General features: G+C 38.2%; 13 protein-coding genes. 7 read left to right on the top strand and 6 right to left on the bottom strand.

All coding sequences use genetic code 11. From position 1 onward, the window contains the following. Window positions 1-14 precede the first annotated feature (14 nt). Window positions 15-3,242, top strand: coding sequence for a SpoIIE family protein phosphatase (locus LEP1GSC203_RS05110; protein ID WP_039937169.1), 3,228 nt, complete (start codon window positions 15-17; stop codon window positions 3,240-3,242). 253 nt (window positions 3,243-3,495) lie between these two features. Next, entirely contained in the window at window positions 3,496-4,020 is a 525-nt protein-coding gene (locus LEP1GSC203_RS05105) for a DUF2147 domain-containing protein (RefSeq protein ID WP_002972531.1), read from the top strand. An 86-nt stretch (window positions 4,021-4,106) separates the two neighbouring features. Here the strand turns inward: LEP1GSC203_RS05105 and dcd are convergent, their stop codons facing one another. Then, window positions 4,107-4,631 carry a dCTP deaminase gene (dcd, locus tag LEP1GSC203_RS05100; RefSeq protein ID WP_002972453.1) on the bottom strand — a complete coding sequence of 175 codons (525 nt, stop codon included), beginning with the start codon at window positions 4,629-4,631 and terminating at the stop codon, window positions 4,107-4,109. 3 nt (window positions 4,632-4,634) lie between these two features. Further along, entirely contained in the window at window positions 4,635-5,408 is a 774-nt protein-coding gene (locus LEP1GSC203_RS05095) for an enoyl-CoA hydratase-related protein (RefSeq protein ID WP_002972304.1), read from the bottom strand. A 69-nt stretch (window positions 5,409-5,477) separates the two neighbouring features. Here LEP1GSC203_RS05095 and LEP1GSC203_RS05090 point away from each other — a divergent pair, with 69 nt between their 5' ends. Further along, window positions 5,478-6,170, top strand: coding sequence for an LIC10067 family putative lipoprotein (locus LEP1GSC203_RS05090; protein ID WP_002972180.1), 693 nt, complete (start codon window positions 5,478-5,480; stop codon window positions 6,168-6,170). Between the two features lie 116 nt (window positions 6,171-6,286). On the opposite strand, the gene LEP1GSC203_RS05085 is transcribed toward LEP1GSC203_RS05090, so the two are convergent. Continuing rightward, a complete protein-coding gene (locus LEP1GSC203_RS05085; RefSeq protein ID WP_002972168.1) occupies window positions 6,287-6,637 on the bottom strand; it encodes a VOC family protein in 351 nt (116 codons plus the stop codon). Window positions 6,638-6,737: 100 nt separating this feature from the next. Between LEP1GSC203_RS05085 and LEP1GSC203_RS05080 the strand changes: the two genes are divergently transcribed. Next, complete coding sequence (locus tag LEP1GSC203_RS05080; protein WP_002972874.1) at window positions 6,738-7,241, top strand: DUF3347 domain-containing protein; 504 nt, start codon at window positions 6,738-6,740, stop codon at window positions 7,239-7,241. A gap of 3 nt (window positions 7,242-7,244) precedes the next feature. Beyond that, window positions 7,245-8,165, top strand: coding sequence for a cyclic nucleotide-binding domain-containing protein (locus LEP1GSC203_RS05075; RefSeq protein WP_002972759.1), 921 nt, complete (start codon window positions 7,245-7,247; stop codon window positions 8,163-8,165). A 41-nt stretch (window positions 8,166-8,206) separates the two neighbouring features. Here the strand turns inward: LEP1GSC203_RS05075 and LEP1GSC203_RS05070 are convergent, their stop codons facing one another. Further along, window positions 8,207-9,430, bottom strand: a complete 1,224-nt coding sequence (locus tag LEP1GSC203_RS05070; protein ID WP_002972702.1) for an MFS transporter — start codon at window positions 9,428-9,430, stop codon at window positions 8,207-8,209. 87 nt (window positions 9,431-9,517) lie between these two features. Between LEP1GSC203_RS05070 and LEP1GSC203_RS05065 the strand changes: the two genes are divergently transcribed. Both LEP1GSC203_RS05065 and LEP1GSC203_RS05060 read left to right on the top strand, forming a co-directional pair. Continuing rightward, window positions 9,518-10,297, top strand: a complete 780-nt coding sequence (locus LEP1GSC203_RS05065; RefSeq protein ID WP_002972742.1) for an SDR family NAD(P)-dependent oxidoreductase — start codon at window positions 9,518-9,520, stop codon at window positions 10,295-10,297. A 1-nt stretch (window position 10,298) separates the two neighbouring features. Further along, window positions 10,299-11,492 (top strand): pyridoxal phosphate-dependent aminotransferase, encoded by a 1,194-nt coding sequence (locus LEP1GSC203_RS05060; protein ID WP_002972626.1) that lies wholly within the window; start codon window positions 10,299-10,301, stop codon window positions 11,490-11,492. Here LEP1GSC203_RS05060 and LEP1GSC203_RS05055 read toward each other — a convergent pair. Both LEP1GSC203_RS05055 and LEP1GSC203_RS05050 read right to left on the bottom strand, forming a co-directional pair. Further along, window positions 11,480-12,442 (bottom strand): patatin-like phospholipase family protein, encoded by a 963-nt coding sequence (locus LEP1GSC203_RS05055; RefSeq protein ID WP_002972276.1) that lies wholly within the window; start codon window positions 12,440-12,442, stop codon window positions 11,480-11,482. The two genes, LEP1GSC203_RS05060 and LEP1GSC203_RS05055, sit on opposite strands and share 13 nt — an antisense overlap. Next, entirely contained in the window at window positions 12,418-12,672 is a 255-nt protein-coding gene (locus tag LEP1GSC203_RS05050) for an LIC_11321 family protein (protein ID WP_232225784.1), read from the bottom strand. Before LEP1GSC203_RS05050 ends, LEP1GSC203_RS05055 begins: the two co-directional genes overlap by 25 nt. Window positions 12,673-12,804 lie beyond the last annotated feature (132 nt).

Below are 12,804 nucleotides of genomic sequence, written 5' to 3'. Positions count from 1 at the left end.
AACTAGAAGACCCTATGAGTGAAAGCATATTATCCGTTGACCACATACTAACAAATTATTATACATTCGGTAGTTTAATTGTCACTGTCCTCCTTGCGGTCTTGACTACATTCTTTTTCTCACTGAAAGACAAAACTGTGGCCACTAAACACATGGGGTTAGCTTGTTTGTTTTTATGTCTATTTCAGTTCGGATACCTTTTGGGAGCGTTTTACTACCATCCCATTGCTTCTTACCACCGTTGGATCACTGGTGGTTTTATTATCTTCGGGATCATCCATTTCGGACAGTTCTTCTTTCGTTTTCCAGATAATGAAGACCCGAAAGCAGCAACCATCCTCCAGGCCATCCTTTATGCTATCGCAGTAGTTGTAGTTTTGTGGTTTCTTGTTACCGTTTCTCAAGGCGAAAGAAAATACCACTTCACTGCTCACCATTGGGATTTTAATTCAGAAGGACCTAGCCGAATTCTAAGTTTATTCATCGCTGCTTATTCATTTATCAACTTCCTTGTTCTGCCTGGATATCGTATATTCCACGTAAGTAAAGACAAACGGGGAACTCTCATAATCATGTTGGTTGCGGCTTTAATTGCAGCGGTTGTACCCAATATAACTAACGTTATGAGTCGTGATGGAGCAATGGAGCGTTCGACATATTTGACAGCGCTTGTATTACTTTTCACATTTACATTCTTTATTATTACTATTACCTTTATCAACAACAGTAGTGAACGTACTACCTTCATGGTAAAGATTGTAGGAATCTCATTTGTAACCATCCTCCTCATCATGCAGGCCTTCAGTTACTTAGTAGATCAAGAAAAGGAAACCTCTTTTGATAATACTGCGATCCAAAAGGCACTACGAGTCGCAGAAGGCGGAGTACGTTCCAAGGATATTTTGTTTGTCATTGAATACGATTCCTCAGGTCAAAACCTTAAAAAAGCATACTTACCTTCTTCGGTAAACCTAGACCTTCCTCTCGTCCAAGCAGATCTTTATAATACCGCTTTGTATGATGAAGTTGTATCCATTGGTGAATCAGAGTATCGAAATTCACTGAAGTCAATTTTAGAAAAAACACCATATTACTTTGAAGGTTATAAAAATGCGATCAGTCAGTTTTTGGATGAAAATCCAGATTCAGAAGGAGCGGAATTAAAAGCCGAAGTTTCTAAGCTGATCGAAAAATTAAATCGAAGAACCTTTATCAACACAAACAAACTTGGTGACATTCTACCAGACCAGTTTTGTGAAGAGGGCGTCAAATACGTCGAAAAAGTAAAAAACGTTGATACGTTTCGTGATGCCATCCTCAAACATGTTAGCGATTGTAAGTGGGACGGAAAGGAAATTTCAGGAAGGGACCTTCGCGTCGAAATGTTGAAGTTTTTCCGTTATTTTAAACCAGACTTAACAAGACACTACAGAAAAGACTTAGATGGTGTTTCGCATTACGTTGCTTATATGACTTATGATTCGAAAAATAAAATCAACAGAGAGGTTGGTTTTAACTATCGAGACTACAGAGCTTATATGCACAAGTCTGCAAAACTCGAACTAGTAATTCTTGCAATTGTGATGTTCGTTTTACTCGTTGTTTTCCCTCTTTTCTTTCGTTCCGCACTTGTGAATCCACTCTATGCATTACTCGCTGGGGTAGAAAAAGTAAACCAAGGAAATTTGGAAGTAGAAGTTCCCATCAAAGTAAATGATGAAATTGGTTATCTTGCAGAATCCTTCAATGGCATGGTTTCTTCAATCCGTGATGCAAGACGCGAACTCCAAGACTATGCAGAAAACTTAGAAGAAAAAGTAAAAGAACGAACGAAAGAACTCCAAGAAAAAATGGATGAGATTCATCGTTTGAAAGTACAACAAGATGGAGACTACTTCCTAACTTCTTTACTTGCAAAACCATTATTCTTCAACGCAAACAAGTCAGACAATATTCGTTGCGATTTTTTTGTTCACCAAAAGAAAACTTTCGAATTCCGTAATAAAACCGGAGATTTGGGTGGTGACATTTGTATCACAGGAAACCTAAAGTTAGGAAAACCTGATGATTTTCATCGATATACTATGGTGATGAATGGTGATGCCATGGGAAAATCCATGCAGGGGGCTGGTGGCTCTCTAGTGATGGGTGTGGTAATGAATTCCATTATGGCACGTTCGGCTGGTAACAAAAGAATTCTCAACAGAACTCCAGAAGAATGGCTAACAGACGTATACGAAGAAGTCAATGCTGTATTTAAATCCTTTAGTGGAACCATGGTCATCTCAGCAACAGTCATGTTAATTGATGATGAAAGTGGTAAAATTTGGTATTTTAACGCAGAACACCCATACAGCATTCTTTACCGAGACGGTAAGGCAAGTTTTATCGAAGATGAATTAAAACTACGTAAATTGGGACTGGACTCTGAATATCCATTCGAAGTGCAAACATTTCAACTTCTACCTGGCGATCAATTGATCCTTGGTTCCGATGGAAGGGATGATATTGACCTCACACCAGATGAAGATGTAAGAACTATCAATGAAGATGAAACAATGGTTCTTCGATTTGTTGAACAAGCTGATGGCGATATTTATGAAGTGGAGAAACTCGTAAAAAAATCGGGAGATGTTACAGATGATATCTCAATGTTAAGTGTTGTTTTCAAAAGCGAAAGGTCCCCAATCCTGCATGCACCAGAAAAAGACGACTTATCACACCAACCGATTGATGACTTTTTTGACACTCCCGGCGACGATTGGGATGAAGCGCTTACAACTTCCGGTGCCTATGAAGAAGGAAAAGTTCTTTATCAAAATGGAGAAATTGAAAGAGCCATTACCGTAATGAAAAAAGCCTTCCTCGGTGATTCAACTAACCAAAAACTAAATAAGTTTTTAGGTCTTGTAAGTTACAAAGGAAAAGAGTACGACATCGCTGCAAAAGTGCTAACTGAATTTTTAAAAGAAAATGAAGGATCAGGTGAGTATTGGTATTACCTAGCAATGTCCGAAAAGAAACTCGGAAATTATGAAAGTGCCCTAAAAGCTGCGCAGGAAGCTCTTAAATACGATCCTGAAAACTTTCAAAATCTTATTAACCTTGCGGATGTTAGCCGGTTGCTTGGGAATGTCGACCGAGCAGTTACTTATGTAACAAGAGCTCAATCTATTGATCCAACAAACAAAAACGTTCTCAAACTTTCCAAATTACTAGAAAAAGCGACTAGCCTCAATTAATTGAGGTTAGTCCATATTCACTAAACGATTTATTTGAATCCACCGTTCACTTATGGAATTTCGGTTCTGTAAGAAAACGCCTATTGGGATTCTTTAATTTGTATAAAAACACCATACGTAATTCAATTTAAAATGGTTATAAAGAATGTACCTTTTTATTAAATTGTAACGGGTAATTATCAAAAACCAGCTTGCCAGAGATTCAAATTTCTGTCAGAATAAGCGAATCCAATTTTATAGAATAAGGATCCTTATGAATCAAAAACTTGTTTTAAGTGTATGGACGGCAATCCTCTTCGCCGGAAGTTCTCTACTTGCCCAAGAGGCAGACGTTGCCATAGGCCGGTACTTACCCCCTGAAAAAGACTCTGTCATTGAAATTTTCAAATGTGGTGATAAGTACTGCGGTAAAACGGTTTGTATCAAAGACAATGCTTACCCTGAAAAAGAGAAAGACAAAGGTGTTCCAGGAACTCCTTACTTAGACCATAACAATGAAGATCCAAAACTAAGAAACCGCCCTAACTTAGGAATGGTTTTTATCACTGGATTTGATTATGTTGGGGAAGGTGTATATAAAAACGGAAAGATCTATAATCCGCGCGATGGTAAAACCTACTGTGGAAAATTTACTTCCCTCGAAGGTGGAAATCGTTTGGATCTAAAGGGAACACTTTGTTCCATTACCTTCATTGGTAAAACGAACAACTGGGTAAAACTAGGTGCTATGAACTTAGATGACCCTCGCTGGGATTGTACCTTCAAAGCTAAAAAATAAATGTAATTATGAAACACCTGCCCTCCCATTGGGAGGCAGGTTTCTTCTTTCCATTGCCAATTCTCATCTTAAAGAAATCAAATTACCTATTTCTTTTCAAAGTCCTTATACAATAAAGAAGGTTGGATGCCTTGGTTTGCTTGGTATTTTCCTGATTTGTATTCACTGATTTCCCCTTCCACTGTATGGTAGAAAATCTGGCAGATCTGGACACCTGAATAAACACGTAAAGGATGAGTCACTTGGATCTCTAAAGTCCAAAAACCTTTAAATCCAACGTCCCCAAAACCTGCAGTGATATGAACAAACATTCCTAATCGCCCAATCGAAGAACGACCTTCTAACATGGGAACTAAATTATGAGTCTCCGTAAATTCGATTGTCCTTCCTAAATACAATTTGCCCGGTTCTAATAACAAACCCTCTTCCGGTATCTTCAGAGTTTGTACAGGATTCGGTTTTTTCATATCCAATGGAAATTCTGAGTATATTAAAAGGTCTTCATGCAATCTTAAATTATATGAATTTGGATTTAGTAAGTTAGCATCGTATGGTTCGATTTTAATATCGTTACCAAGTCTTTTTAAAATTTCTTTTCCGGTTAAAATCACGGATCATTCTCCCTTAAAATTAGGTTTTCTTTTTTCAGCAAACGCCTGCAAGGCTTCGATTCGATCTTTTGTACCTATCGTCTCAAAATAACATAACCTCTCCCACTCTAGGGCAGACTCTATTGGCAATTCCATTCCGCGGTCTATAGCCTTTTTAGCTGCAGAAACCGCAATAGGTGCAGATTCCGATATCTCCCGCGCCAAGGCAAGAGAAGATTCCCTTAAATGGTCTGATTCGAATACTTGAGATACCAATCCCCGGGCCATTGCTTCTTTTCCTGATAGTTTCCTTCCGGAAAAAATCCATTCTTTGGCTGTGGATTCTCCTACAATTCGGGAAAGTCTTTGGGTTCCGCCTGCACCAGGAATGATTCCTAATTTAGTTTCAGTTAGTCCCATTTGCGCAGACTCACTCGCATAACGAATGTCACATGATAATGCCATTTCTAATCCACCACCAAAGGCAAACCCATTGATAGCCGCAATTGTTGGGATAGGGAGATTTGCCAGTTCTGAAAAACAAATGTTGATATCTTTCAGAAATTTTTTTACCTCTATGTCCGACATGGATTTTCTTTCCTTTAAATCGGCGCCAGAACAAAAAGCATCTCCTGTTCCAATGATGACAAGAGCACGAGCACGGGTTGTTTTTACTTCTTCAATTTTCCCTCTTAGTTCTTCCAGGAGCTGAATGGATATGGCATTTTTTGCCTCAGGACGATTTAGTTCTATCAATGCTACATAAGTATGGTGAGTTTGAAGAGTGACAGTGTTCATAGAATTTCCTCCAGATGAAAAAATAGAAATGAAAACTGTTTTGATTTTCCGATAATGGAAGCAGCCGTCATGAGAAGGATTTTATACACAATCGGATTCTCACTAGTACTTGGAAGCAGTTTTTCCTGCCAGTCCTCGTCTTCAGAAGACCCTCTGGCCTCACTTCTTACCTCTCCACCTGTTGTGTCTTCAGTGACTCCCCAAATTGGAACTCCTGCTCAAAACAATTTAAATGCCTTCTATGCTGCCACAGAAGTTGTCATCAAAGGAGAAAATTTTGGAATCGATCCCATAGTTCGTTTTAATGACGTTGTTGCAGCAATCAGTTTAAACCTTGGAACCGAATTGTATACCAAAGTTCCCGATGGAGCATATTCTGGATTCATCACAGTATCAAAATCGGGTGGCTCTTGTTTACCCAATTCAAAAGAAGGTGTGAATTGTGCCGGTATGGAATACTTTATCGACTGCTATACGGTCACTAACAAACAATACGGTGCCGAAATTGAACTAAAACAAGGCCAAAGTTTATCAGTAGAATTTGATGGGAATGAAACCAAAGCCTTTCATACAGATACATTGTTATCCTCAAGGAATTTGACCATTGGTTGTCAAAGTGTCGTGACTGTGAGAGTATTTGATAGATCATGTCGGGCAACCGATTACGTTTTACAAAACGACCCAGTCATCCCTTTTCCGGTGGGAGTTGCGACGCAGTTTTACATCACTGCAGAATCCGCAACTTGTAGCTTAGTACTTTGAAAAAGATAAGTACTTAAGCATTTTATAAAATTGAATATAAGGTTAGAGGTTCCCACCCCTTGGTTCCTAGGACACCAAGGAGACTTTCATTGGGAATTTTAAAAAATCAGCAGGTTTTAGTTGGAGTAGAAAATCTCTATTAAGTTTTGGCTCGGATCTGCAAAGGTTAAGCTTTCTCCAGAGTCTGTTCCTTCTGGTCCTTTGATGATCTTCACATTTTTTTCTTCCAGTTCGCTGATAGCTTCAGTGAAGTCATCCACATCCATCACAAAACTAAGGATAGGGAGAGACCTGTCTGAAACCTCTGCTTTCACCAATCGGATCCGAAAGGAATCCAGAGAAAGAATTGCCTCAGTAGCCTTCTTTGTCTCCACTTCGAAGTCAAAAATGTCCCGGTAAAAATCGATAGAGGTGTCGAGTTGGGAGACGGGGATACTGATGTGGCCAATGCCTTCTACAATAATCATAATGGAATTACACCTTCGTGAACTTTTCTGTCATCATGCTTGAAAAACCGGCTTTGTCGAGAAAAAAGCAATTTCCCTCTAACAAACTCGAAACTAAAATTTGAATTCCAATTCCAACTTAGGAAAAAAGAATCAAAATATGAATGCATTTCGGATATTACTCATCGTTTTAGCCTTTTTTGCCCTTTCTTGCAAGGAAGAGGTCGTTCCTTTTGAAACTGCCCATGAAAACCTAGCGGCAAAACTCCTTGCAGAGAACCAAATCCTCCTCGAAGAGTATCTAAAAGAAGATCCCAAACCGAATTGGAAAGTTTTTTCAGAGTCTCTTGATGCATTGGGAGCGAATGGACATCCTAAATTAAAGGTCTGGGCAGAAACATTGCGCCCCTTTGTTCCCGCAAATGGAGCCGATTTAGAAACTAGTTATGAAAAAATTTCGAAAATTCAGGAAATATTGATCCAAATCAAAACGGAAGTGCCAAACCAATCTAAGTACAATCGATTTTACTGTCCTATGGTTGATAAATCTTGGTTAATGACAGGTAGAGAAGTAAAAAACCCTTATGCTCCTGAAATGAGAGACTGCGGAGAATTAGTTCAATAATCTATGCCAAAATGTTTCCTTGGTACATCTTTATATGAAGCCTGCCCACCTAGTTGCAGGCATTCTTTCGCTAAACAAGACTTAGATGAAGATTGTATTGCAAAAAATAAATTAGAAGCATTTTTACAAGATAAAGTTACATTTAAAATTGGGTTTTCTGCTTTTTCCCAAATTCCAGCCAAAACACTAGAAAAGTTCCTTTGGACTTCAAAAGACAATTTAGAATTAATCTCTTATTTTCTTTATATTGGAGAACCAACACTCGTTCGTGAAATCATTGAGTCCTTTTCCAACCACACATTAAGTTATCTTTTCAAATGTGATTTTGAAAATTACATGAATATCCGAGACTCGATTAAAAGAGAAAAGTCCATCAAACATATGTTTGATATAAGAAGTTTCAAGTATTGGACATTTGTTAGTTATTTGCGTATTTGCGATTTAATTCAGTATTTTGTTCGATACTTAAAAGAACCAGAATATGCCTGTCAGTTTATCGTGATTTTACCTTCCGAAATTGTATCCAATCTTAACAAATATACTGGTTTGGATTTTGAAGAAGAAAAATCCTTATATACGGCTCTTGGAGATTCGATTTACGAATTACCATTACAATCTCCCAAAATTTATGAACATATGATGCAATTATTTGCTGAGGATCCCGAAGTATCGATCATACTTTCCACTATGGAAGGCCTCATTCAAAGGCAGCGATTGATTCTAGAAACAAGTGAAAAACTCATAAACTATATTGGGGAACACCGGATTGATAAAAACTTTCAGTTTATTTTTTCTGAAATGGCTGGAATGGAAATTGGAACTGCGTCGGAAATTCTAAACCAACTATTAGAACGAAAAATGATCACTCCTTCTCAAAAACAAATGATTATTGATTTTCTTAACACGGGAAAATTAGAATTATAGAATAAACTAACTTTCGCTAGTTTATTCTATACATTTTGAAACTATCCTGCAATTTTTATTTTTTTAGCAAGATACACACTAAACAACAAACTAAATACAGAAATCATCCCTACTAATTCGTAGTTTACGAGTTGGTTATCGGGAGCTTGGACCAAAATGAGTCCTGCAACATAAGACGCAACACCCGAAGAAATTTGTTGAATAGCAGAATTTACAGACATAAAACTTCCCCGTATTCTTGGTTCCACAGCGGAGGTGATCATCGCAAAAGCAGGGACCATCCTTCCAGAAACTAAAATCATAAATAGTGTTGTGATCGTAAGAACGATTGGTAATGAAGTTTTTGTCAATGAAACCACAAGCACAATGGGAATCACGGCAATGATTGAAATGATTTGATAAACAGTTAGTTTTCCATATCGATCTGATAGTTTTCCTATGAATCTACTAGTAAAAAATGTAAATAGACCACCAAAGAAATAAATATAAGGTAAATCACTGAACACTAAACCAACGTTAGAGACAAGAAATGGACTAAGAAAAGGAATGATCGTAAATCCACCAAACATCAAAAAAACCATAAAAATAAAAGGTGCCATATGGTCTTTTTTGGTAACAACCTGTATTAAGGATTTTAGTTGGGACTGTTTAGGGTGAACATCCGAATCCAAATGATAACGAATCGAAGGTAATACTTTATAACCAATCGGTAAAATCAAAAAACCTGCAATTGCCAAGGACAGGAATGGGAACTGCCATCCGAATTTATTGGCTAAGGAAAGACCAATGGGAATTCCGATCACCGATGCCACAGAAAAGGAACTCATCACAACACCTGTTGCCGTCCCTCTTCTAAATACAGGAATGATATCTCCAATGATTGATAATACCGTAGCACCCAACATTCCTCCAAACCCACCGGCAACAATTCTTGCAAAAAGCAAAAATGGGTAATTGGGGGCAAAAGCACATAACAATGTCCCGACAGAAAATCCAAAGAACAATACAAGGAGACTCATTTTACGGTCATAGGAATCTAAAAACAAAGCTCCTATCAGTCCAAATACTCCAGCACTAATAGAATAGGAAGACACTAGTAACCCAAAGGCTGCAGAGTCGATTTTGAAACTTTCCATAAACACTGGCCCTAAGGGCATCATGATGACAAAATCTAGGATATGTAAAAATTGGAGGGCTGCAAGGATGAAGATGATGGCTCTTTCTTTTTGGATGGTATGAAGCGGATGGGTAAGAGGTTGGCTCATAAAACTAATATTGACCAGGCGTTCAAAATTTCCAAAACTATTTAGTTTCGAATTGCCAACTTTTGCATTCAGTAATAAATTTCCCTAATGAAATATGCTCTAATTACTGGTGCTTCCACAGGTCTCGGAAAAGATTTTGCTTTAACATTGGCGAAAAAGGGTTATACCCCTGTTTTAGTCGCTCGCAGTGCCGATCGACTAAAGGCTCTTGCTACCGAAATCAAAACCAAATACGGATTACAAAGTGTCGTTATAACCCAGGACTTGGCAAAACCTAAATCAGCCGAAGTTTTGTACAAAGCTGTCAAAAAACTAAAAATTTCGATCCACTGTTTAGTGAACAATGCAGGTTTTGGTATCAACGGTGAATTCCATAAAAATTCTTTTGAAAAAGAAGCAGAATTGATCCAACTCAATGTCACTACTCTCGCAGAACTTTGCCATTTGTTTTTGCAAGATATGGTAAAAGCAAAAGAAGGTTATATTCTAAACGTTGCCTCCACTGCTGCCTTCCAACCAGGCCCACTAATGTCTAGTTACTACGCCTCAAAAGCCTTTGTTCTTTCACTCAGTGAAGGTCTTGCTGAAGAAGTTCGGGATTACGGTGTTACTGTAACCTGTGTTTGTCCAGGACCAACACAGACAGAATTTTTTGAAAGAGCCGATATGACTAAAATCAATTTAGTTAAGTCATCTTTTCTCATCATGAAATCACAAGATGTGGTAGATATTGGACTCGATGCATTGTTTGGAAAAAAGGTCGTAAAAATTACTGGATTCTTTAATTTCCTATTAGCACAATCAGTTCGATTTTCTCCCCGGTTTCTCGTCCGTTTGATTGCGAAATATTTACACCAAGCAGGTTGATTTGGTCGATTTCCCTTTTTCATTTTCAAATCGTTTTCAGTTGTTAGGTGATTTAAGTTCAGAAAATAAAATTCACCAAACAAAAAAAAACCAGGAAAGGTCAGGAAATGAAATTTTAGATCTCACCAATTCCAATCCTACAAAACTAGGATTGGAATTCCCGCCGGGAGCTTTGTCCCATATACTTTCTAGTTTGGACCTTAGTCAGTATGATCCGCTAGCTGAAGGATTAGAATCTACAAGATCAGTGATTGTTACTGATTACAAAACAAGGGGAATCCAAACTGAAACTTCCGATCTGATTCTCACAGCGAGTACTTCAGAGGCCTATTCATATATTTTTAAACTTTTTACAAATCCAGGTGATGAAGTTCTTACACCAAATCCTGGTTATCCGTTATTTAGCTTTTTAATTGGTCTTGAAAATCTAAAAGAAGTTCATTACCCGCTAAAAGAAGATCCAGAGACCGGGCAATGGATTTATTCTGCGGAAACGATTGCGAATTGTGTGAGTACAAAAACCAAACTGATTGTCCTAGTCAGCCCCGCAAATCCCACAGGATCTCGAACCACAGCTAGTTTTTGGAAAGAATGGGAAAGAATTGGAATCAAAATCCCAATTCTTTTAGATGAAGTTTTTGTTGGTTATGAGTTTTCCGGAGAGGCACACGAAATACCCGATGAGCCCACTTTCCCTCTCCTTGTATGCAATGGATTTTCTAAAATGTTGGCTCTTCCTGGACTCAAACTTGGTTGGATCCTAAACAAAAGTCCTAAACACTTCCGGTCTGAGATACAGAAAAACTTAGGATTCATTGCTGACACTTACCTCTCAGTAAATTCGCCTGTCCAATTAGCAACCCCAGAACTCATACCCTGGAAATTAATGGTCCAAAATCGTATTCGAACAAGGATTATGCGAAACTTGGCAGAGTGTGAATACTTTTCAAAAGAAAATCCAAAAATCAAAACCAAATCACATAGCGAAGCTGGATGGTATTATCTATTTGAATTGGATATGGAAAACAAAGACGAAGATTTAGTTTTGGAAATTTTACTAAATGCCAAGGTTTTTTTACACCCTGGCTCTTGGTATGGATTTTCGCATAACCGTTGTACCTTAGTTGTCAGTTTGATTTCGGAAGAAGAAACGTTGCGAAACGCTTTAGCGACCCTTCAATCCTATCTTAAATAATCTAGAATTGCAGTTTTTTGGGCCAAAGCATCTGCTTTTCCTAATTCGAAAGTTTCCCTGACTCCTTTTGGATTCGTATAATCAAAAGAAGTAATTGGCAAGGGTTTAGACGGAGTGATCAAATAAGACTTTGCCAATAATTCTGGATCTTTACCTACAATCGTATTTGGTTCATAGTGGATTCCAATGATTTTGGCATTTGGAGAAAAAGTTTCTATAACCATATTATTGGTTAAGCCCCCATCCAAATAGTATTCATTATCAACCGATTGAAAGTCCACAATGGGAGGAATGGAGGAAGAATTCATAATGAATTGTTCTATGGTTTCTGAATTCACAAAGTCTTTCTCTGTGAAATCAACATCGACCATATTCCATTTTTTAATCATCTCTGCAGTTCTATTCGCAGGAATTCCATCAGAACGATCGCGATCATCCAAAATAAAGGCTCTTCCCGTTTCGGAGATGAGTCTCGCCAAACGAAACTTATTCTTTAGCGAATCTTCCTTAGGATGTGCCTTGACCGAATGGATCCAAACTTTGGCACCTGAATCCAAAACCTTATCGAACTTCATTCCAAACCGAATGGTTCGGCGATACATATCTTCGTGAGGGAAAGTAGATTCTCCCCGAAGAAAATTCGAAAAATGGAAGTTACGCGAATTGCGTTTTGTGATTTCTTCAAAGTATTCTACAGATTCTTCTTCTGTTTGAGAGAGAATACAAAGAGCCATAGCTGCACCAGCAGAGACTCCAGAAACTTCTGTGAAACGAACTCCCCATTCGCGAAGAGTTTTCCCAACTCCTAAAGCATAAAATGCCTTACAGCCGCCACCTGCAATAGCAAGGGATGCATCATAAGAAGGAAATATTTTTACTAATGTTTGTAATACTTGTTCTCGAACGCCCATAAAATCGACAAATTCTATTCCCCTTCCCAACGAAAGCATAGAGTGTTGTTTTCTCCCAAAAATCTGTCAAAGTATAAACTAGCCCGACAATCGTCTTCAGTCGCAAGAAAGAAATCATATCCGCCTGCTGGATATTTGATTTTACAACATCCTTTTTTGTCCTTACGATCGGGAGGTTGGCGTACCGACTTATCCTGTCCTTTCAGATCTCCTAGAGTTGGAGGTAATTCTTGTCTCGAATCGGCAAATCCTTCGGATAATGACGCCAAACTCAAGAAGAGAAAAGTCAATATTGTTCGCATTCTGTACAGGTAGACTTGGTTAAAGATACACAAGTTCGGCGATTCCTAAAAAAGTCATGAATTAGGTTCAATCGTACAAATTGTATTTCTAATGGATAG

It is taken from the genome of Leptospira terpstrae serovar Hualin str. LT 11-33 = ATCC 700639 (assembly GCF_000332495.1).
In the GTDB taxonomy this organism is placed as follows: domain Bacteria; phylum Spirochaetota; class Leptospiria; order Leptospirales; family Leptospiraceae; genus Leptospira_A; species Leptospira_A terpstrae.
This window is presented reverse-complemented; position numbering and strand designations above follow the sequence as displayed.

Excerpts from the sequence above, each read along its gene's own strand:
- LEP1GSC203_RS05070 (WP_002972702.1), bottom strand. The coding sequence starts at position 9,430 with ATGAGCCAACCTCTTACCCATCCGCTTCATACCATCCAAAAAGAAAGA.
- LEP1GSC203_RS05085 (WP_002972168.1), bottom strand. The coding sequence starts at position 6,637 with ATGATTATTGTAGAAGGCATTGGCCACATCAGTATCCCCGTCTCCCAA.
- LEP1GSC203_RS05090 (WP_002972180.1), top strand. The coding sequence starts at position 5,478 with ATGAGAAGGATTTTATACACAATCGGATTCTCACTAGTACTTGGAAGC.
- LEP1GSC203_RS05095 (WP_002972304.1), bottom strand. The coding sequence starts at position 5,408 with ATGAACACTGTCACTCTTCAAACTCACCATACTTATGTAGCATTGATA.
- LEP1GSC203_RS05055 (WP_002972276.1), bottom strand. The coding sequence starts at position 12,442 with ATGCTTTCGTTGGGAAGGGGAATAGAATTTGTCGATTTTATGGGCGTT.
- LEP1GSC203_RS05110 (WP_039937169.1), top strand. The coding sequence starts at position 15 with ATGAGTGAAAGCATATTATCCGTTGACCACATACTAACAAATTATTAT.
- LEP1GSC203_RS05105 (WP_002972531.1), top strand. The coding sequence starts at position 3,496 with ATGAATCAAAAACTTGTTTTAAGTGTATGGACGGCAATCCTCTTCGCC.
- LEP1GSC203_RS05075 (WP_002972759.1), top strand. The coding sequence starts at position 7,245 with ATGCCAAAATGTTTCCTTGGTACATCTTTATATGAAGCCTGCCCACCT.
- LEP1GSC203_RS05065 (WP_002972742.1), top strand. The coding sequence starts at position 9,518 with ATGAAATATGCTCTAATTACTGGTGCTTCCACAGGTCTCGGAAAAGAT.